The sequence below is a fragment of the Microbacterium meiriae genome (assembly GCF_040685015.1).
GTDB lineage: Bacteria > Actinomycetota > Actinomycetes > Actinomycetales > Microbacteriaceae > Microbacterium > Microbacterium meiriae.
In genome coordinates this window covers 744,117-764,084 of sequence record NZ_JBFBHD010000002.1, presented here as the reverse complement: position 1 = coordinate 764,084, position 19,968 = coordinate 744,117, and the positions used below count along the sequence as shown (strand labels likewise).

The following is a 19,968-nucleotide window of genomic DNA, read 5'->3' as shown; positions in this document are numbered from 1 at the left end:
CCCGACCCGATCAGGTCTGTGCCCGACGATACGCTCGGTCGGCCTCCCCGGCGAGACCCGCGGATGGTGAACCGGCTACTCGCACTCCCCGAGGAACCCCAGATAGCACACGGCCTCGTGGGTGACGGCCGGCTCAGCATCGTCGTTCGAGACCTGGCGCGTCGCCGTCTCGGGCGTCCGGGTGAGGTGTCCGAAATCGCCGAGGGAGGCCACGTACATCCCGTCCGCGTCCTCCGCGATCATCCGGTCGATCTCGGCGCGGTGCTGGGCGCACAGGTCCGCGGCGGCGGGGACGAGGTCGACCCCGGCGCAGGCGCCCGCGTACTCGGCCTCCATGAGGCCGATGCAGTCCGTCCAGTCCTGGTCCACCGCGCACGGGCTCACGCCGTCGTCGGCGACGAGGTACTTGCCGGTCTCGTACTCCTCGCTGTGGAAGGTCTCGGGCTTCTCCGGCACGTCGACCTTGGTCCAGTGGCGTGCGGTCGTGAACGCGAACACCGTGACGATCGCGGCGATCAGCAGCAGCGCGCCCACGATGCCCAGCGTCACCCAGAGGCCGACCCGGCTCTTCCTCCCGGTGCTCTCCGAAGCGGGGAACGCGATCTCCGGCCCACCGGCGGAGACGGGTCCCTGCGCGGCCGGTGCAGGCGGCGGCGCCGCAGCGAACCCGGGCGCTGCGGCGATGGGGAGTTCGTGTCCGCCGAGCCCTGCCGCCGCGGGGGCGGGCGTCGTCGGCGCCGTGGTGGCGAGCCAGTAGTCGTACCAGGCCCGGCTCGCCTGCTCGTCCGCGGCGACCTGCTGCGCCTCGGCATCGGTGAGCACGAGGCCCCAGGCCTCACGGGTCGGTGCGTGGAGCAGGGCGGAGCGGAAGTCTTCGAACGACACGGGCATGTTCGCAGAATATCGGCTTTGTTCCCGGGAGCCCGGCGGTCATCCGATGTCCGCGGCTCCTGGAACAATGACGAGGTGATCGGTATGAGGTCTTTCTGGAACGCGTTGCCCACCGAGGGGCGCTGGCTGCTGTCGACCGTGGCGATCCAGACGCTCGGGCGGGGGATGACGCTGCCGTTCACCATCATCTACCTCCACGAGGTCCGCGGCTTCGACCTCGGGTTCTCCGGGGCGCTCATGAGCCTCATCGCGATCACGGGGCTCTTCGTCACGGGCCCCGGCGGTACGCTCATCGACCGCTTCGGCGCCCGCCGTGTGCTGATCGTGGGCCTGCTCTCGATGATCGCGGGGTGCACGCTCCTCGCCTACGCCACGCATCCCGCCGTCGCGACCGTCGCGGTCGTGCTCATCGGGGTCAACTTCGGGGTGTCCTGGCCCGGCTTTAACGCGCTCATCGCCTCGGTGGTCGACGGCGAGGTCCGCCAGCAGTACTTCGGCGTGAACTTCGCCCTCGTCAACCTCGGCATCGGCGTGGGCGGCATCATCGGCGGCTTCTTCGTCGACGTGACGGAGCCGTCGACCTTCACCACGATCTTCCTCATCGACGCGGCCACGAGCCTCATCCCGCTGGCACTGCTCCTGGGTCCGCTCCGGCACGTGCGCACGCAGGCGGAGCCCGACCCGGCGGTGACCACCGAGGGCGGCTACCGGGAGATCCTCCGTCGACCGGCGGTGCTGTGGATGACGCTTTTGACCTTCTTCTCCGTCTTCATCGGGTACGGACAGATCGAGGCGGGCTTCCCCGCCTACGCCCGTCAGATCGCCCAGGTGTCGACCGCCGTGGTCGGCATCTCGTTCGCGGTGAACACGGCTGTCATCGTGCTGCTGCAGTTCGCCGTCCTCCGCCTCATCAACGGTCGCCGCCGCACCAGGGTCATGCAGGTCATGGCGCTCATCTGGGCCGTCTCCTGGGTCATGCTCGGTGCCGCGGGTCTGCTCCCCGACTCGGTCACGGCCGCGATCGCGGTGATCGCGTTCATGGGCGTCTTCGCGTTCGGGGAGACCATGATGCAGCCGACGATCCCCGCCATCTACAACGATCTCGCGACCGACCGCACTCGCGGCCGCTACAACGCCCTCAACTCCGCCGCTTTCCAGGGCGGAGCGATCCTCGGCCCGCTCGTCGCGGGGGTGCTCCTCGGCGTCGGCGTCAGCGGGTGGTTCATCGCGGTCATGGTGGCGGGCAGTCTCGCCGTCGGCGTGCTGGCGATGGTGCTGGAGCGGGTGCTCCCGGAAGCAGCCAACGGCAGCGCCGAGCTCCATCGAACGGACGAGGTCGAGCGGACGCCGCCGGTCTAGGCTCCGAGCATGGCCCTCGAACCGCTCTTCCTCCGTCTCGACCGGATCGCGGGTGGGCGGCAGGCCGGCGTACTGATCAGCGACGCCGGCCGCACTCACCCCAGGACGGTCCGTGCCTTCACCTGGATCCTCTGGCTCCTCGTCGCCGAGCTGGTGCTCGGGGTGGGCGCTGTCCTGGTCGCGCTCGTGCTCGCCGCGGACGGGGACAGTGTGCCCTTCGCCGTGTGGATGCGCACGCTCGTGGTGCTCGCGATGACGGCGACGCTGTTCTACTTCGCGTGGCGTGCGCGCCGCGGATGGCGTTGGGCCTACCTCCGACTGCGGCTGTTCGCGCAGATCTTCCCGGTCATCACGCTCGTCATGGCGGCGACCCCCGGTCTCTATCCCGTCTGGATGGTCACCGAGCAGATCGTCTTCAGCCTGATCATGATCGGCATCGCTGACTTCCTCACCAGCGACCACATGCGGGCGGTCTTCGCGAAGGACGCCGACGCGGATAGCACGTCGGCGGGGTGAGACGCCACTCCCTTCCCGCCGAGACCGGGGTCACTCCACACTCGGAGGAGCTGCACGGCGGGAGGAGAGACGCATGGCGCGACTGGTGCGAGTGGTACCCGGTCAGGACCCGGGCTTCACGCGGAAGCGGACGAGCTCGGGATTCCGGTACGTCGATCCGATGGGGGAGCCTGCGCCCGAGGCGGATCGCGAACGCATCAGCGACCTGGTGATCCCGCCGGCGTGGCAGGACGTGTGGATCGCGGCCGACCCGCTCGCGCACATCCAGGCCGTGGGGATCGACACCGCCGGTCGCAAGCAGTACCTCTACCACCCGCTCTGGCGGGTCTCCCGCGACCGTCGCAAGTTCGTCCGCGCACTGGACCTCGCCGCGGCCCTGCCCAGCGCCCGCGCGCAGGTCACCAAGGCTCTCAAGGAGGACGGCCAGACGAAGGAGCGAGCCCTCGCGATCGCCTTCCGCATGCTCGACGACGCCGCGCTGCGGATCGGTTCGGAACGCTACCTGGCGCGCCACGGCAGCCGCGGCCTGACCACGCTCCGCCGCCGCGACGTCCGCATCGACGGCGGCGACGTCGCCCTGTCCTTCCCGGCGAAGAGCGGACAGACCGCCGCGATCGAGATCACCGACGAACCCCTCGCCGAAGCCCTCACGGATTTCGCGAGCGGCGCCTCCACCGCCTTCCTCCTGGCCTACCGGAAAGGCCGGCGGCGGGTGAAGATCACGCCCGCCGAGGTCAACACGTACCTCAAGGACGTGCTGGGGGCCAGCTTCTCCGCCAAGGACTTCCGCACCCTCCACGGCACGATCATCGCCGCAGACGCCCTGGCCCGCATCGGCGTCCTCGACCGCCGCGGACAGCGGAACCAGGCCGAGCGCCTCGCGGTGCAGGCGGCGGCGACCGCCCTGGGCAACACGACTGCCGTCGCCCGCAACAGCTACATCGACCCTCGGGTGTTCCGGCAGTACGGCCGGGGGAGGACGCTCGACCTCGACGTGACCCCGGAGACGGCGATCCGGCGGCTGCTGGGCGGGCCCGAAACGTCGCGGAAGGTCAACCGGCGCGGTGCCGGGCGGCGCGGATGAGGCCGCGGGAGCTCCCCGGCTGACCTCGGGAAGATGCCAGGATGGAGGGATGCACACCGCGAACCTGACCCGTGAGGAGACCGCGGCGCGATCCGCCGCGATCACCCTGCACCGCATCCGCGTCGAGCTGGACCTGACCGGGGCCCCGGAGCGGGCGCGCACGGGCTTCCCGACGACGACGGTCCTGGAGTTCGATGCGACGGTCCAGAGCACGTGGCTGGACTTCATCGGCGAGGAGGTCCGGCGCGTCGAGGTGAACGGGGAGGAGCGGGACGTCGTCTACGACGGGGCGCGCCTCACGATCGACGACCTCGCGGCGTCGAACGTCGTGCGCATCGAAGCGGTCGGCGCCTACAGCCGGTCGGGGGAGGGCCTGCACCGGTTCCACGACCCGGCTGACGACCGCACCTACCTCTACACGCAGTACGAGCCCGCGGACTCCCGTCGCGTGATGGCCTGCTTCGAGCAGCCGGACATGAAGGCGGAGTACACCTTCGTCATTGACGCGCCGTCCGGGTGGGAGGTGCTCTCGAACCAGTCGCCGGCCCACGTCGACCTCGGCGTCGGCGTCCAGCGCGTGCAGTTCGCCCCCACGCTGCCGATCTCCAGCTACATCACGGCGGTCGCGGCCGGCCCGTACGCCCGTGTCGACGGGGAGTGGACCAGAGACGAGCAGCGAGTGGCCCTCGGCGTGCTCGTCCGCCGCTCGCTCGTCGAGCACCTCGAGGCCGACGAGATCCTCGAGGTCACCCGGCAGGGGCTCGACTTCTTCACCGACGCCTTCGCCTATCCCTACCCGTGGGGCAAGTACGACCAGATCTTCGTCCCCGAGTACAACCTCGGCGCGATGGAGAACCCCGGCCTGGTCACCTTCACGGAAGGCTACCTCTCGCGTGGTGCTGCCACCGAGGCGCAGCGGGCCGGCAGGGCCAACACGATCCTGCACGAGATGGCGCACATGTGGTTCGGCGACCTCGTCACGATGACGTGGTGGGACGACCTCTGGCTCAAGGAGTCCTTCGCCGACTACATGGGATCGCACGCCTCGGCGGTGGCCACCCGGTTCCACGACGCGTGGGTGACGTTCGCCATGCGGCGCAAGGCCTGGGCCTATCAGCAGGACCAGCTGCCGACGACGCACCCCATCGTCGCCGACATCCCCGACCTGGAGGCCGCGAAGCTGAACTTCGACGGCATCACCTACGCCAAGGGCGCCTCGGTGCTGAAGCAGCTCGTCGCGTTCGTGGGTGACGAGGCGTTCTTCGAAGGCGCCCGGCGGTACTTCGCGGCCAACGCGTTCGGCAACACCACCCTCGACGACTTCCTCGTCGAGCTCAGCGCGGTGTCCGGCAGGGACATGACCGATTGGGCGGGCGCCTGGCTGCAGACGACGGGCGTCTCGACCATCTGGGTGGAGACCGACGCCGACGGCGCACGGCACCTCGTCCAGGACGACGTCCGTCCGCACCGCCTGCGGATCGGACTGTACGACCGCGTGGACGGCCGGACCGTGCGTCGGGAGCAGCGGGAGCTGGATCTGATCGGGGAGCGGGTCGAGATCGAGCTCCCCGAGGCCGATCTCGTGCTGCTCAACGACGACGACCTCACCTACGCGAAGGCGCGCCTGGACGAGCGGTCGCTCCGCACCGTCGAGGAATCCCTCTCGGACATCGAGGACCCGCTCGCCCGGGCGCTCGTGTGGTCGTCGTTGTGGAACGCCACCCGAGACGGCGAGCTCGATGCCGCCCGTTTCGTCGCGATCGTGCGCGCGCACGCACCGCGGGAGTCGAACGGCGGTCTGCTGGCTGCGGCCCTCCTCGACGCCGGGTTCGCGCTGCGGCACTTCGTCCCCGACGACCGACGCGCCGCGGAGCAGCGCGCCTGGACCGAGACGACGTGGGCGGCACTGCAGCACGCGGACGCCGGCAGCGACGCCCAGCTCTCCTGGGCGCGTGCGCTGGCAGCCGCCTCGGCGTTCGATGACGTCCACCACGCGGAGGTCCGGGCCCTGCTCGACGGCGACGTGCCGGAGGGCCTCGTCGTGGATCCCGATCTGCGCTGGCAGCTCCTCACAGCCCTCGTCACGACCGGTCACGCCGACGCCTCGGACATCGCGGCCGAGGAGGAGAGGGACGACACCGGCGACGGACGCACCGCCGCCCGCCGCGCCCGCGCCTCCGTCCCCGACGCGGCGGTACGCGCGGCCGCCTGGACCGCCGCGTGGGAAGACCAGTCGCTGACGAACGACCACCTCGATGCCGAGATCGGCGGCTTCCGCGCCGGTGGCCGCCGCGACCTCATCGAGTCCTACGACGAGGAGTACTTCGCGCGGATCGGGACCGCGTGGACGGACCGGAGCATCGAGATCGCTCGTCGGCTGGTGATCGGGCTGTTCCCCGCCCGTTCGTCGCTGGATCTCGTCGATTCCTGGCTGTCGGCCAGCCCCGAGGCCCCGGCGGCGCTGCGACGACTCCTCATCGAGCAGCGCGACCACCTCGCGCGTGACCTGCGGGTGCGTGGCGCTCAGGGCTGACCGACAGCGATTCCGGCAGCGGTCAGCGCCTCAGGCTCTTCGCGAGGGCCTTGCCCTCAGGGGACTCTGCCAGCGTGTCCCAGAGATCTGCAGAACTCAGCGACACGTACACCCCGGGGGCGCCCTGCTCACCGCAGCCGTCCCCGTAGGACACGATGCCGATCTGGTAGGCGGTGTCGCGAGCCGGAGGTCGGCGGAACAGCGGCCCGCCGCTGTCCCCCTGACAGGAGTCCTTGCCGACGACGCCGGCGCACATGTTCACCCCCGGTCGAAAGGAGTCGTAGGCGAGTTCACACTCCTCCGTCGCGAGCATGGGCACCTGGACCTGACGGAGGCGGTCCGGGAAGTTCCCGAGGGCGGTGTCGGTGTTGCCCCAGCCGATGACCGTCGCCGACTGTCCGGGACGAAGGAGGGCATCCGTCCCCTTGGTGGGCAGTTTCACGGGCACGATCCCCGAGACCGGGCGGTCGAGCGTCACGAAGGCGAGATCGTAGGCCTCGTCCCCTTGAAGGTAGCGAGGGTGGACGATGACCGGGCCACCGGCTTCCGCGCCGGCGAGACCGCGATCCTGACCCTGACTGCCGTCGGACAGCACGGTGCGGCCGACCGTGACGGTCACTCCGTCCACCTCCGGCACCGGGAGCCCGCTGAGGGGATCGGCGCCGGTGACGCAATGCGCGGCGGTCATCACGACGCGCGGCGCCACCAGCGAGCCGCCGCAGAAGGCCTCGCCGGCGAACTGGAGGGACGCCATGAACGGATAGGCGTCGTTCGGCACTGCCGTGCCTCCGATGATCCGTGAGCTGGCGCGTTCGTCGCGGTCGCCGGAGTCGCCGTCCGCCCACGCCGTCGTCGCGGGGGTGCCGACGATGCCGGACGCGACGAGGGCGACGCCGGCGAGGGCGAGCCCGATCCTTTTCCTGCTCTGGTGAACTCCGGTCATCATCATGAGGACTGTTCCTTTCGTGACAGGTAACACGTTACGACGGCCCAGTACAGCAGCCGCTCACGGCAGGAGCAAGAGTTCCCCGGTATCCTGGCCGGCTGTCAGGAGGGGCTGTCGGACACGCGTTCCACGGTCATGCCCATCACCGTGCGCACGATCCACGGATGGGCGCGATCGTCATCGATGTGGGTCATGCCGAGCTTCTCCGCCACACCGCGGGACGCCTCGTTCGCGGGGTGGATGATGGCGGTGAGGAGCGTGGGAGCGAAGGTCCGCGCGACGAGGTCGACACAGGCGCGTGCGGCCTCGGTGGCATAGCCTCGGCGCTGGCGATCGGCGCGGACGTGGTAGCCGACTTCGCGCACGGGAGCGCCGTTCACCGACTGCCAGGTGAGGCCGCAGTCGCCGAGGAACTCGCCGTCGTGCGTCTCGATGATCCAGAGACCGTGGCCGTCCTCGCGGTAGCGCTGCTGCATCCGCGCGATCCACTCGGCGGCTTCCGCTCGCGACTTGGGCGCGGGGTAATACGCCATGACCTCCGGATCACCCAGGAGCGCCGCCATGTCGTCGAGATCGTCCGCGATCATCTCCCGGAAGGCGAGTCGCGGGGTCGGGGCGGGCAGGAGGCGGCGTGGTCCGCTCACAAATCGATGGTGTCGCCGGGCTCGAGCACGAGGAACTCGCCGCCGCCCTGCTCGGTCGCCCACTGCAGCCGCTGCCGGTGCATGTTCTTGCCGATCACGGACAGGGTCATGTCGTGCGTGCCGAACGCCCGTCGGGGCTTCACGGCCAGGACGTAGTCGATGGCGTCCCCGATCTTGAGCCACGGCGCTCCGAGCGGCGCGGCGAGGGTGCCGACCTCGACGCCTTCCGGCACGGCATAGGAATCGCCCGGATAGTAGAAAGTGTCGTTGACGAGCACGCCCACGTTGTCGATCGTTGGGATCGAGGAGTGGATCACCGCGTGCGTGCCACCGAAGAAGCGCAGAGTGAAGGCGCCGACCTCCACGGTGTCGCCGGGGGAGACGACCGTGACCTCGTAGCCCTCCGCCGCCTTCGCCACGCCCTCCGGCCCGAAGATCGGGGTCCCGGGGGCCGCGCGGAGGATCCGGTCGAGGTGCTCCGGCGTCCAGTGGTCGGGGTGCTCGTGCGTGAGCACGATGGCGACCAGTCCGCTGAGGTCGTGAAGCGGGGCTGTGAAGGATCCCGGATCGATCAGGAGGGTGTCGTCGTTCTGGTCCAGGCGGAGGGTGGCATGTTCGAACTTGGTGACGCGCATGAGACGAGTCAACTCCTTCCCGGGGTCTGCGGCAAACGGAAATCGGCGCGCCACGCCCGGGATCTCGGGTGGACTGGCCTCGATTTGGCGCAGTGAGAATCGCCGTGGCATACTTGAACGGTTGTCGCGGAACGGAAAAGTTCCGCAAGACGGCCCCATCGTATAGCGGCCTAGTACGCCGCCCTCTCACGGCGGTAACGCGGGTTCGAATCCCGCTGGGGTCACACAACACGACGAAAGCCCTCCGGTTCCCCGGGGGGCTTTCGCCGTTCCCGGGCGTGCGCGTCAGCCATCCGCGCGCAGCGACAGGGTCCGGAACGCGCGAGCCCGGAGCGGCACGAGCATGAGCGCCGTCATCGCACCACCGGCCACGACGAACGGCACCCAGACGGCGGTGACGGTCGCGAGCGCGCCGAAGCCCGCCATCGCGAGCGGCATCAGGCAATCGTCGCCGAGCCGGGTGAGGGACCCCATCCGACCGAGGAAGGCGGTGTCCACCGTCGCGGCGAAGGTCGCGCTCAGCAGCACGGAGGCGTAGCCCGCGGTGGCGCCGACGACGGTGGCGGCGACGGCCACCGTCCAGACGGGGCCGAACCCGAGCGCGACGATTCCCGCTCCCTGGACGAGGAGCGCGCCGAACCCGCTCCGCGCCTCGTGGCGCGGCCGCCATCTCGCGACCGCGGCAGCCCCCACGGCGGCGCCGAGGCCGAGGAGGCCCTCGAAGAGGCCGACCGCGGGAGCCCCCCATCCCTCGTCGTGCGCCCGCAGAGCCAGGCCGATGCCGATGGCGGGGCCCACGGCGAGATTGAGTCCGGAGAGGGCGATGACGAGAGTGCGCGTCGTGTGGTTCGCTCCGAGGTGGGCGAACGCCGCGCCGATCGCGCGCAGGGACGAGGTGCGCGGGGCCCGGGCGAGCCGGAACCGCGGGCGCAGGACGATCGCCAGGAACCCGACGACCAGGGCGAAGGTCACCGCGTTCGCGGATGCGCTCCCCGCGAGACCGGCTTGGGCGACGAGCAGGCCGCCCAGTGCGGCGCCCCCCATCGTGCCGAGGCGCGACGCCGTCTGGATGACGGCCGCGTAGGAGGGGAGATCGTCGGTGCGTACCAGCTGTCGCCCGATGGTGCCGGCGGAGGGTTCGTAGAACGCGTCGCACACCCCGAACGCCACGGCGGCGGCGAGCAGGACGGGCACGGTGGGCGCATGCGAGACCGTCCACACGGCGGCGGCGACGAGCACCCCCACACGCACCGCATTGCAGGCGATCATCACCCGGCGGGCGTCGGCGCGATCCGCGATGACCCCGCCGAAGAGCAGCACCATCGCGCGCGGAACCGTGCCGGCGGCGACGATGAGTCCGGCGACGGCGGGGGAGGCGATCTGCACGGCCGTCCACGCCAACGCGATCGTCCACACGGCGTCGCCGGCGTCGGACAGAGCCTTCACGCCGATCCACGCGTGCACCATCCGGTCACGCCGGAACGGAGGAGGACTGGTGAGCTCGAGGGGCGGGGTGAGCGCGGTCATCACGGCTCCGTGGGGAACGCGTGAGCGAAGAAGAAGACGGGCGTGCGCGCCTGGCCGTCGCCTTCGTCGATCGAGGCCTGCCAGTCCCGCACCACGTCCAGCACGCGCGCGGAGAGGTCGCGCAGTTCCTCCGGGGTCGCCCACGCGGTGGTCTCCGTGTTGGAGGCGTCGTAGGCCGCGACGGCGGGCTCCCCTCGGCGTCGGTGCCAGCGCTGGAGGCGGTCGATCTGCATGCGGATGCCCTGCCGCTGTGCTTCCCGGGCGAGAAGGGCATCGGCGGGAGAGTCGACGAAGTCCTCCACCGACCAGGTGAGGCCGCGCCGGGCGACGGTCCACCAGCTCGTGCGCCGGTCGCCGGTCGGATCGGCGGCACGCTCGACGATCCCGGCCCGCTCGAGCATCCTGAGGTGATGGCTGATGCTGCCGACCTGGCTGTCGAGCGCACGGGCGAGGCCGGTCACCTGCGAGGTGCCGTACAGCAGCAGATAGTCGTAGATGCGGCGCCGCAACGGGTGATGCACGGCGGTGATCACGGAGATGTCTTCCACGCTCCGAAGGCTAAGCAGCGACCCGGATGCGCACAAGAGTTCTTGTATACCCCGGAACTGCGCGCTATTCCTCCGTGCGGGGCGAAGTGGACGCCGCTTCCCGGCGCCGGCGGCTGCGGCGGACGAGCCAGACGACCAGCACGACGACAGCGACCACCGCGAGCCAGGGGAGGAGGAAGCCGACCGCGATCACCAGGGCGTTGAGTGAGACCACGAGCCCGTTCCACCCGGCCAGCAGACCGTCGCCGAAGCCGGCGGGGTCTGCCGGCGCCGCGGTGCCGCTGCGGGACAGCTCCACGGTGAGCGACGACAGGGCCACCTGGTCCTCCAGCGCGGCGAGCTGCTGTTCGTACGACTCGAGCTGCGCCTGGCGATCGGTGAGCGCGACTTCGGCCTCGATGAGATCGGCGACAGTGCCCGACTGCCCCATGAGCTCCGTGAGCCGCTGCACTGACGCACGGGTCGACTCCACGCGGGCGCGGAGGTCGATCGCCGTGGCGGTGACGTCCTGCTTCGTGACGGAGGACGACAACACCTCACCGGTGTCGCCGAGGGCGGCGATCACCGTGGTCAGATCGTCGGCGGGGATGCGGATCGTGATCCAGCCGTACCCGGAATCCGCGGGAGCCGCTTCGGCGGGGGCATCCGACGAGACCGCTCGGCCGACCTCGGTGCTCTCGACGTAGCCGCCGTGCTCGACGGCGAGATCGCCGATGGCGGATGCGGCGTCGGCGATGTCCCGCACCTGCACCGACGCCTGGGCGGTGGCGACGATGTCACGGGCGTCCTCGGCAGACGCCGCGGCGTCCGATCCGACGGTGCCGGGAAGGGTCGCCCCTTCGACGGCGCGGTCCGGCACGGCCGAGCCCGCCTCGTCGGTCGACCAGCCCGCGGTGCCGTCCGCTGTGGATACGGACGAGCCGCCGCCTCCGACGGCGCCGAGGATCGGAGGGGTCACCAGGACCCCGACGACGAAGGCCGCCGCGATCCCTCCGGCGGTGAGCAATCGGCGTCGACGGTTCCGGGCGCGTTCGGTTCGCGGAGACAGCGGGCGCCGCTCGCTGCGGATCTCGGTGAAGACGGCCTCCTCGATCCGGGCGACGGTCGCGTCCGACAGTGGCGGGAGGCTCTCCTGCGGGGTCTGGTGGTTCATGCGTCCCTCACTTCCTTGACGGCGCCGCGCAGCTGGGTGCGCACGCGTGAGAGACGGTTCCGGACGACGGCGTGCGTCACGCCGAGCTCGTCGGCGGCGGCCTGGTACGCGTAGCCCTCGGACGCGCACAGCCGGAAGATCTCCCGGTCGAGCTCGCTCAGGGTGCCCACCTCCGCGGCGATCCTCGCGGCGAGCGCCGCCGTGATCACCTGCTCCTCGACGCTGACGACGTCCGGGAGCTGATCGTCCGCCGCGTCCGTCGTGTGCGCCTGGTCGCGACGGCGCTGGCGCAGCCGGTTCGCGGACTGGAAGCGGCAGATCGTCGCGAGCCAGGGGAGGATCGACTCTCCCTGCAGCTCCAGATCCGGAAGCTTCCGCCAGGCGACCACGAAGGTCTCCTGCGTCACGTCCTCCGCGTCGGCGGGGGAGCCCAGGATCCCGTGGGCGATCCAGTACACGGGGCGCACGTGGGCGCGGTACAGCGCGCGGAAGGCGCTCTGATCGCCGGCCGCCGCCTGGGCGGCCCATCGCTGGTCACTCGTCTGCGCGGGCATCCTGGTTCCGTTCGGTGTCTCTCCCTCGAGAGTGTCGGCGGATGACCCATCGTCTCAGCACGGCCTCAGATCCGCAGCGGGTGGGGACTTCCTCGTCCGCGCGGCTCCCACCTCCGGTAGCATGGCCCGGGCGAGAGGGAGTATCCCGAATCCGCGCGTAACGTCATCACGAGCATCGACACCGCTGCTCCGGGCGCGCGCCGCACATCTGCGGGGGAGAGACTTTCGACTCATTCCCGACCCCTCGCGAAAGGTGCACAGCGCCCGTGGACATCCCCGTCTGGTTCGAGATCACGTCGATGGTCGTCCTCACGATCATCCTGATCGGCGACCTGCTCCTCATCCGGCTGCGCCCGCACATCCCCTCCACCAAGGAGTCGACGCTGTGGGTCGTGTTCTACGTGGGCCTCGCGCTGCTCTTCGCGGTGCTGCTGGGCAATGTGGGCGGATGGCAGAACGCCGGGGACTTCATCACCGGGTGGGCGCTGGAGTACAGCCTCTCCGTCGACAACCTGTTCGTCTTCGTGCTGATCATGGCGCAGTTCGCGGTGCCGCGACGTCTGCAGCAGCAGGTGCTGATGGTCGGGATCATCATCGCGCTGGTCCTGCGCGGGCTCTTCATCCTCGTGGGCGTGACGATCATCGAGAACTTCTCGCCGATCTTCTACCTGTTCGGCGCCTTCCTCGTCTACACCGCCATCCGGCAGGCGATGCCGGAGGGCGAGCACGAGGACGACGTCAAGCGCGAGAACTTCATCGTCCGGCTGCTCCGCCGTCGGATCGACATCAGCGAGACCTACGACGGCTCGAAGATCCGCACGACCGTCGACGGGACGCGCATGTGGACGCCCATGATCATCGTGTTCATCACGATCGGCGTCACGGACCTCATCTTCGCGATCGACTCGATCCCCGCGATCTTCGAGATCACGACCAACGGCTTCCTCGTCTTCGCCGCGAACATCTTCGCCCTCATGGGGCTGCGCCAGCTCTACTTCCTCCTCGGCGACCTCCTGGACCGCCTCCGCTACCTGCACTACGGCATCGCCGTCATCCTCGGGTTCATCGGCATCAAGCTGATCCTCCACGCGCTGCACGTCAACGAGCTCCCGTTCATCAACGGCGGCGAGCACGTGGAGTGGGTGCCCGACATCGACAACATGGTGTCGCTCGGCGTGATCCTCGTGTCGATGACGGTCGCGACGATCGCGAGCCTGATCGCGTCGTCCAGGGAGAAGCGCGCGGAGAAGCGCGTCGCCCCCGTCGGAGACTGAGTCCGCGCGGAGCGGGTCAGAACGACTGCAGGTTGGCCTGCAGGCCGCCGTCCGCGTACTCGCGCCGGAGCAGCCCGCGGCGGCGGAGGATCGGCACCAGCTCGTCGAGCGTGCGGTGCAGGGTCACGGGGTGGAAGTCGCCCCAGAGCAGCACGCCGTCGTTGCCCCACTCACCGAGCTCCTCGACGAGATCGGCGAACTCCTCTGCGGTGCCCACGAAACCGCTGCGGTCGTGCAGCCGGCCGGTGCGGGCGAGTGCGGTGAGATGCGCGCGGAGCGGGGCATCCTCTCCGCGGTCGCCGATCAGCCGCTGGATGCTCCCGCGGGAGACATGGGCTCCGAAGACCGAAGGGTCGAGGGGACGGTCCAGATCGAGGGCCGTGAGATCGGTTTCCAGATCACTCGACTGCTTCCGGGCGATCTGCGCGAGTGCGGCGTCGTCCGGGCGTGCGGAGGCGGCCACGATCCGGTCGGCCTCCTCGGCGGACGCCGTGATCACGGGCTGGATCGCGAAGAGGATCTTGACGTCCTCGGCACGGCGTCCCCGGGCGATCGCGGCGTCGTGCACGCGCTGCCGATACTCCCGTACCGCCTTCTCGTGCAGCGGTGCGAGCGCGAGCTGGACGTCCGAGTTGGCACCCGCGAACGCCAGGCCGCGCCCCGAGCCGCCGGGGGAGACGATGGTCGGCTCCCCGTCCGTGAAGGGCAGGGCGTTCAAGGGGCCGTCGAAGTCGTAGTGCGCCCCGCGGTGCTGCACCGGGCGCATGCGGGTGCCGTCCGCATAGACGCCGGAGGCGGGGTCGGCGACCAGGGCGCCCTCGTCCCAGCTCCGCCAGAGCGCGCGGATGCCGGCGAGCCATTCCTCGGCACGGTCGTACGCCTCGTCGTGGCCGAGCTGCGGGGCCGCGGAGAAGTGACGGGCGCTGCCGGAGTCGGTGACCACGTTGAGGCCGAGCCGGTGCCCGCTCAGATGCTGCAGCGTCGCGAACTGGCGCGCCGACGTGTACGGCAGCGAGGCCGCCGGATTCACGGTCGGCACGACCCCGAGGTGACGGGTCGCCTGGAAGAGGTACGGCGCGAGCAGCAGGGGATCGTGCTTCGGGCCGCCGAACGCGTGACGCACGCGCAGATCGATCGTGTCCGCTGAGCCGAGGGAGGGGCTGTCCTCGACGATCACGAGGTCGAATCCGGCCTGCTCGAGGGTGCGCGCGGCCTCCTGGTAGATCTCCGGTCGTGTCCAGTCGTAGTCCCAGTCCAGGGATGGATAGCCCCACCCCTGAGGGCCGAAGCCCCGGGCGAGGAACCACCCGAAGTGCTGCAGGCGGCTCATGCCACCGTCTCCCGGACGCTCTCGAGCACCCGCGCCAGATCGCCGATCAGGTCGTCCACGTCCTCGATGCCGATCGACAGTCGGAGGGTGCCGGGGCCCACACCGAGGATCCGGCGCTCCTCGTCGGTGCGCTGCGCATGGCTGGTGGTGCCCGGGTGCAGCACGAGCGACCGCACGTCGCCGATGTGGGTCATGTGCGTGAAGACGGACACCTCCTCCACGAAGCGACGGGCCGCGGGGAGACCCCCGCGCAACGTGAAGGTGAAGATCGAACCGAAGCCGCCGTCGAGGTAACGCACCGCGGTCTCGTGGTGCGGGTGCGTGGGCAGGCCGACGTAGTCCACGCTCTCCACGGCGTCATGCGCGGCGAGCCAGCGTGCGACGGCGAGGGCGTTCTGCGACTGCCGCTCCACGCGCAGGCCGAGCGTCTCGGTGCCCTGGCCGATCAGGAACGCGTTGAGGGGCGAGGGCGAGGCACCGAACCGCGGAGCCACCGACTCTCTGGCGTACCCGATGCGCGCGCGGCCGCCGTGCCGGGCGAAGACGCTGGGGGCGCCGCCCCGTCCCGGCAGCACGAGGTGCGGGGCGTTGTGCCCGGCGCGGTCGGCATCGAATCGGCCGTCATCGATCACCACGCCGCCGAGAACCGCGCCCTGACCCGCGAGGAACTTCGACGCCGAGTGCACCACGATGGCCGCGCCGTGCTCCAGCGGCCGGAGGAGAGCCGGGGTGGCCAGGGTGTTGTCGACGATCAGCGGAACGGCGATCTCGTCGGCCACCGCGCTCACCGCCGCGACGTCGAGGATGTCGTTCCGCGCGTTCGCGAGCGATTCCGCGAACAGCGCCCTGGTCGTCGGGCGCACGGCGTCGCGCCAGGCATCCGGGTCCGCGATGTCGTCCACGAACGTCGTCTCGATGCCGAGTCTGGCGAGGTTGTCCAGGAACAGCCCGCGGGTGCCCTCGTAGATGTGGGTCGAGGACACGATGTGATCGCCCGCCCCCACGACCGAGAGCAGGGCGGTCGTCACCGCGGCCTGTCCGCTGGCCACGAGCACGGCGTCGGCACCGGACTCCAGGCTCGCGAGCTGCCGCTCCACCGCGTGCACCGTGGGGTTGCCGGTGCGCGTGTACCCGAATCCGGTGCCGGTACCGAAGTGGTCGGCGGCGTGATCGAAGTCGTCGAACTCGAAGCCCGCCGTCAGGTAGATCGGCGTCACGCGGGAGGCGGCAGCGGCTCGGCCTCTCGCGGCGTGGACGGCGCGGGTGGCGAAGCGGGCGGTCTCGACGGTCATGCGGGGGCCTCTCGGTCGATCGGGTGAGCAACAGAGTGTCACGGCGTGTCTCGGCGTGTCCGAGCGGTGGTAACCTGACGTCATGCGGACCGTGCTCCTTCTTAGCGGCCGCGGCGAGACCTCGATCTGAGCCCCTCCTCGTCGCGGAGTCCATCGTGGGCCGAACCGCCATCCACAGGAGACACGCCATGACCACCACCGCCGGTGCGGATTCCGCACGCCCCAGGACGCTCGCCGAGAAGGTCTGGGACGACCACCTCGTCGTCAAGGGCGAGGACGGCCAGCCCGACCTCATCTACATCGACCTGCACCTCGTGCACGAGGTCACCAGCCCGCAGGCCTTCGACGGCCTCCGCAGCGAGGGACGGCCGCTCCGCCGGCTCGACCTGACCATCGCCACGGAGGACCACAACACGCCGACGTGGGAGATCGACAAGCCCATCGCCGACCTGACCAGCCGCACGCAGATCGAGACGCTGCGCCGCAACGCCGCCGAGTTCGGCGTGCGCCTGCACTCCCTGGGGGACGCGGAGCAGGGGATCGTCCACGTCGTCGGCCCGCAGCTCGGCCTCACCATGCCCGGGATCACCGTGGTCTGCGGCGACTCGCACACGTCCACGCACGGCGCGTTCGGCGCGATGGCGTTCGGCATCGGCACCAGCGAGGTCGAGCACGTCATGGCGACCCAGACGCTGCCGCTGAAGCCGTTCAAGACGATGGCCATCAACGTCGAGGGCACGCTGCGTCCCGGCGTCACGGCGAAGGACATCATCCTCGCCGTGATCGCCAAGATCGGCACCGGCGGCGGTCAGGGCTACGTGCTCGAGTACCGCGGCAGCGCGATCCGCGCGCTCTCCATGGAGGGCCGCATGACGATCTGCAACATGTCGATCGAGGCGGGGGCCCGCGCGGGCATGGTGGCTCCGGACGAGACGACCTTCGCCTACCTCGAGGGGCGTCCGCACGCGCCGAAGGGGCAGGACTGGGACGACGCGGTCGCCTACTGGCGCACCCTGCCGACCGATGAAGGTGCCACCTTCGACGCCGAGGTCTTCATCGACGCCGACGAGCTGGAGCCGTTCGTGACGTGGGGGACGAACCCCGGCCAGGGCAGCTCGCTCTCCGCCTCGGTGCCGAACCCGGCGGAGATCGGCGACCCGAACGAGCGGGCCGCCGCCGAGCGGGCGCTGGAGTACATGGACCTGACGCCGGGCACGCCCCTGAAGGAGGTGCCGGTCGACGCGGTGTTCATGGGCTCGTGCACGAACAGCCGCATCGAGGACCTCCGGGCCTTCGCCTCCATCATCCAGGGCAAGAAGAAGGCCGACGGCGTCCGGGTGATGGTCGTCCCCGGTTCCGCCCGCGTGCGACTGGAGGCCGAGGCCGAGGGCCTGGATCAGGTCATCAAGGACTTCGGGGCGGAGTGGCGCTTCGCAGGATGCTCGATGTGTCTGGGCATGAACCCCGATCAGCTCGCCCCGGGGGAGCGCTGCGCCTCCACCTCGAACCGCAACTTCGAAGGGCGCCAGGGCAAGGGCGGCCGCACACACCTCGTGTCGCCGCTCGTCGCGGCGGCGACCGCCATCCGCGGCACCCTGTCCAGCCCGAGCGATCTGGAGGCCTGACCATGGAGAAGTTCACCACCCACACGGGGATCGCCGCGCCGCTGAAGCGGTCGAACGTCGACACCGACCAGATCATCCCTGCGGTGTTCCTCAAGCGCGTCACCAAGACCGGCTTCGAGGACGCGCTGTTCCACGGCTGGCGGCAGGACCCCGGGTTCGTGCTCAACCAGGCGCCGTACCAGGGGGCGTCCGTCCTCGTCGCCGGACCCGATTTCGGTACGGGTTCCAGCCGTGAGCACGCCGTGTGGGCGCTCCGCGACTTCGGCTTCAAGGTCGTGCTGAGCCCCCGCTTCGCCGACATCTTCCGCGGGAACGCGGGCAAGCAGGGACTCCTCGCCGCGACAATCTCGGAGGCGGATCTGGAGCGGTTCTGGGCCGTCATGGACGCCGATCCCGGCGCGCGGATGACGGTCGACCTCGAGGCCCGCACCGCCTCCATCGGCGACCCGACCGGGGGCGCGGAGGCGGGCTTCCAGGCCGACATCGGGATCGACGATTACACTAGATGGCGGCTCCTCGAAGGGCTCGATGACATCGGGCTCACGCTGCGCAACGAAGACAAGATCGCGCAGTTCGAGGCCCGTCGCGAGTCGTGGCGGCCGCGGACCCTTCCCGTCCAGTGAGACGGAAGGGGCGGGGGAGCCAGGGGTAACCCCGCCCCCGATGAATGAAGTGAGGCCCCGAATGACGACACCCGTGCGCGACGCTCTCTCCGACGACGTCCCCGCGCTGACCGGAGACGTCCTCGCCATCCGCGGAGGCCGTCCGCTGCGCGGACGCGTCGACGTCAAGGGCGCGAAGAACCTCGCCACCAAGGCGATGGTCGCGTCTCTGCTCGGGGAGACCACGAGCGTCCTGCGCGACGTGCCGGCCATCAGCGACGTCGCCGTGGTGCGCTCGCTGCTCGAGGTGCACGGCGTCCGCGTGTCGGAGGGTGACGAGCCCGGCTCCCTGGTGTTCGACCCCAGCGACGTCGAGTCGGCCCACTTCGAGGAGATCGACGCGCATGCGGGCGCCTCCCGGATCCCGATCCTGTTCTGCGGTCCGCTCCTGCACCGCCTCGGCCAGGCGTTCATCCCCGACCTCGGCGGCTGCCGCATCGGCGACCGGCCGATCGACTTCCACCTGGACGCGCTGCGGAAGTTCGGCGCGATCGTCGAGAAGCTCCCCAGCGGCATCCGCCTCTCGACCGGCGGGGCCCGTCTGCACGGTGCCAACATCCACCTCCCGTACCCGAGCGTCGGCGCCACGGAGCAGGTGCTCCTCACCGCTGTACGGGCGGAGGGCATCACCGAGCTGCGCAACGCGGCGATCGAGCCCGAGATCATGGACCTCATCGCCGTCCTGCAGAAGATGGGCGCGATCATCTCCTACGAGCCCAACCGCGTCATCCTCATCGAGGGCGTCGAGAAGCTCCGCGGCTACGACCACCGGTCGATCTTCGATCGCAACGAGGCGGCCTCGTGGGCTTCGGCCGCTCTGGCCACCGACGGCGAGATCTTCGTCGGCGGCGCGAAGCAGCAGGAGATGCTCACCTTCCTCAACGTCTTCCGGAAGGCGGGCGGCTGGTTCGACATCCAGGAGGACGGCATCCTCTTCCGTCGCGACGGCGACATCAAGCCGGTCGTGATCGAGACCGACGTGCACCCCGGCTTCATGACCGACTGGCAGCAGCCGCTCGTGGTCGCGCTCACCCAGGCGCACGGCCGCTCCGTCGTGCACGAGACCGTGTACGAGAACCGCATGGGCTTCACCGAGGCGCTCGTCAAGATGGGCGCCGACATCGTCGTGCACCCGCGCGGGCTGCAGGACGGCCCGCGGCGCGTGCCGCGTCGTGACCTGGAGCAGGCCGCCGTCATCACGGGCCCGACGCCGCTCCACGGCGCCGACATCGTCGTCCCCGATCTGCGCGGTGGCTACAGCCACGTGATCGCGGCGCTGACGGCCACGGGCGAGTCGAAGGTGTCGGGGGTCGACATCCTGAGCCGCGGATACGAGAAGTTCCTCGCCAAGCTCGACGCGCTCGGCGCCGACTTCGACGTCATCCGGTGAGCCCG

General features: G+C 70.3%; 18 protein-coding genes and 1 tRNA gene. 9 read left to right on the top strand and 10 right to left on the bottom strand.

From position 1 onward, the window contains the following. Positions 1-75: 75 nt before the first annotated feature. Entirely contained in the window at positions 76-891 is an 816-nt protein-coding gene (locus AB0N68_RS12235) for a hypothetical protein (RefSeq protein ID WP_280566350.1), read from the bottom strand. An 84-nt stretch (positions 892-975) separates the two neighbouring features. On the opposite strand from AB0N68_RS12235, the gene AB0N68_RS12230 reads away from it, so the two are divergent. The 4 genes from AB0N68_RS12230 (at position 976) to pepN (ending at position 6,383) form a co-directional block, all read left to right on the top strand. Further along, positions 976-2,250, top strand: a complete 1,275-nt coding sequence (locus AB0N68_RS12230) for an MFS transporter (protein WP_280566348.1) — start codon at positions 976-978, stop codon at positions 2,248-2,250. A gap of 9 nt (positions 2,251-2,259) precedes the next feature. Then, complete coding sequence (locus AB0N68_RS12225; protein ID WP_280566346.1) at positions 2,260-2,766, top strand: hypothetical protein; 507 nt, start codon at positions 2,260-2,262, stop codon at positions 2,764-2,766. A gap of 73 nt (positions 2,767-2,839) precedes the next feature. After that, the gene (locus tag AB0N68_RS12220; RefSeq protein WP_187663945.1) at positions 2,840-3,850 is read left to right on the top strand and encodes a DNA topoisomerase IB; all 1,011 of its coding nucleotides are present in this window, start codon (positions 2,840-2,842) and stop codon (positions 3,848-3,850) included. Positions 3,851-3,899: 49 nt separating this feature from the next. Continuing rightward, entirely contained in the window at positions 3,900-6,383 is a 2,484-nt protein-coding gene (pepN, locus tag AB0N68_RS12215) for an aminopeptidase N (protein ID WP_280571674.1), read from the top strand. Between the two features lie 22 nt (positions 6,384-6,405). On the opposite strand, the gene AB0N68_RS12210 is transcribed toward pepN, so the two are convergent. The 3 genes from AB0N68_RS12210 to AB0N68_RS12200 all read right to left on the bottom strand — a co-directional run bounded on the left by AB0N68_RS12210 (position 6,406) and on the right by AB0N68_RS12200 (position 8,608). Further along, complete coding sequence (locus AB0N68_RS12210) at positions 6,406-7,332, bottom strand: S1 family peptidase (RefSeq protein ID WP_280569533.1); 927 nt, start codon at positions 7,330-7,332, stop codon at positions 6,406-6,408. 98 nt (positions 7,333-7,430) lie between these two features. Beyond that, complete coding sequence (locus AB0N68_RS12205; RefSeq protein WP_280569530.1) at positions 7,431-7,973, bottom strand: GNAT family N-acetyltransferase; 543 nt, start codon at positions 7,971-7,973, stop codon at positions 7,431-7,433. Continuing rightward, the gene (locus AB0N68_RS12200; RefSeq protein WP_187663947.1) at positions 7,970-8,608 is read right to left on the bottom strand and encodes an MBL fold metallo-hydrolase; all 639 of its coding nucleotides are present in this window, start codon (positions 8,606-8,608) and stop codon (positions 7,970-7,972) included. Before AB0N68_RS12200 ends, AB0N68_RS12205 begins: the two co-directional genes overlap by 4 nt. 151 nt (positions 8,609-8,759) lie before the next feature. On the opposite strand from AB0N68_RS12200, the gene AB0N68_RS12195 reads away from it, so the two are divergent. Further along, a tRNA-Glu gene (locus tag AB0N68_RS12195) sits at positions 8,760-8,832 on the top strand. A gap of 61 nt (positions 8,833-8,893) precedes the next feature. On the opposite strand, the gene AB0N68_RS12190 is transcribed toward AB0N68_RS12195, so the two are convergent. The 4 genes from AB0N68_RS12190 to AB0N68_RS12175 all read right to left on the bottom strand — a co-directional run bounded on the left by AB0N68_RS12190 (position 8,894) and on the right by AB0N68_RS12175 (position 12,390). Further along, positions 8,894-10,135, bottom strand: coding sequence for an MFS transporter (locus AB0N68_RS12190; protein WP_280569526.1), 1,242 nt, complete (start codon positions 10,133-10,135; stop codon positions 8,894-8,896). After that, positions 10,135-10,683, bottom strand: coding sequence for a helix-turn-helix domain-containing protein (locus AB0N68_RS12185; RefSeq protein ID WP_280569523.1), 549 nt, complete (start codon positions 10,681-10,683; stop codon positions 10,135-10,137). The genes AB0N68_RS12190 and AB0N68_RS12185 overlap by 1 nt, the downstream gene beginning before the upstream one ends. Positions 10,684-10,747: 64 nt before the next feature. Next, positions 10,748-11,836, bottom strand: coding sequence for a DUF4349 domain-containing protein (locus AB0N68_RS12180; RefSeq protein ID WP_280569520.1), 1,089 nt, complete (start codon positions 11,834-11,836; stop codon positions 10,748-10,750). Then, positions 11,833-12,390 (bottom strand): RNA polymerase sigma factor, encoded by a 558-nt coding sequence (locus AB0N68_RS12175; RefSeq protein ID WP_280569517.1) that lies wholly within the window; start codon positions 12,388-12,390, stop codon positions 11,833-11,835. Before AB0N68_RS12175 ends, AB0N68_RS12180 begins: the two co-directional genes overlap by 4 nt. Before the next feature lie 266 nt (positions 12,391-12,656). Here AB0N68_RS12175 and AB0N68_RS12170 point away from each other — a divergent pair, with 266 nt between their 5' ends. Beyond that, positions 12,657-13,664: a TerC/Alx family metal homeostasis membrane protein gene (locus AB0N68_RS12170; protein ID WP_259951691.1), complete on the top strand. Its 1,008-nt coding sequence runs from the start codon at positions 12,657-12,659 to the stop codon at positions 13,662-13,664. A 16-nt stretch (positions 13,665-13,680) separates the two neighbouring features. Here the strand turns inward: AB0N68_RS12170 and AB0N68_RS12165 are convergent, their stop codons facing one another. Both AB0N68_RS12165 and AB0N68_RS12160 read right to left on the bottom strand, forming a co-directional pair. Beyond that, the gene (locus tag AB0N68_RS12165) at positions 13,681-14,994 is read right to left on the bottom strand and encodes an LLM class flavin-dependent oxidoreductase (RefSeq protein WP_280569513.1); all 1,314 of its coding nucleotides are present in this window, start codon (positions 14,992-14,994) and stop codon (positions 13,681-13,683) included. Then, the gene (locus AB0N68_RS12160) at positions 14,991-16,286 is read right to left on the bottom strand and encodes an O-acetylhomoserine aminocarboxypropyltransferase/cysteine synthase family protein (RefSeq protein WP_280569510.1); all 1,296 of its coding nucleotides are present in this window, start codon (positions 16,284-16,286) and stop codon (positions 14,991-14,993) included. Before AB0N68_RS12160 ends, AB0N68_RS12165 begins: the two co-directional genes overlap by 4 nt. A gap of 188 nt (positions 16,287-16,474) precedes the next feature. Between AB0N68_RS12160 and leuC the strand changes: the two genes are divergently transcribed. From leuC to murA, 3 genes are all read left to right on the top strand, one after another. Next, positions 16,475-17,911: a 3-isopropylmalate dehydratase large subunit gene (gene leuC, locus AB0N68_RS12155; protein ID WP_280569509.1), complete on the top strand. Its 1,437-nt coding sequence runs from the start codon at positions 16,475-16,477 to the stop codon at positions 17,909-17,911. Positions 17,912-17,913: 2 nt separating this feature from the next. After that, positions 17,914-18,534: a 3-isopropylmalate dehydratase small subunit gene (gene leuD / locus AB0N68_RS12150; protein ID WP_280569507.1), complete on the top strand. Its 621-nt coding sequence runs from the start codon at positions 17,914-17,916 to the stop codon at positions 18,532-18,534. Between the two features lie 61 nt (positions 18,535-18,595). Beyond that, entirely contained in the window at positions 18,596-19,963 is a 1,368-nt protein-coding gene (gene murA, locus AB0N68_RS12145) for a UDP-N-acetylglucosamine 1-carboxyvinyltransferase (RefSeq protein ID WP_280569504.1), read from the top strand. Positions 19,964-19,968: the final 5 nt, after the last annotated feature.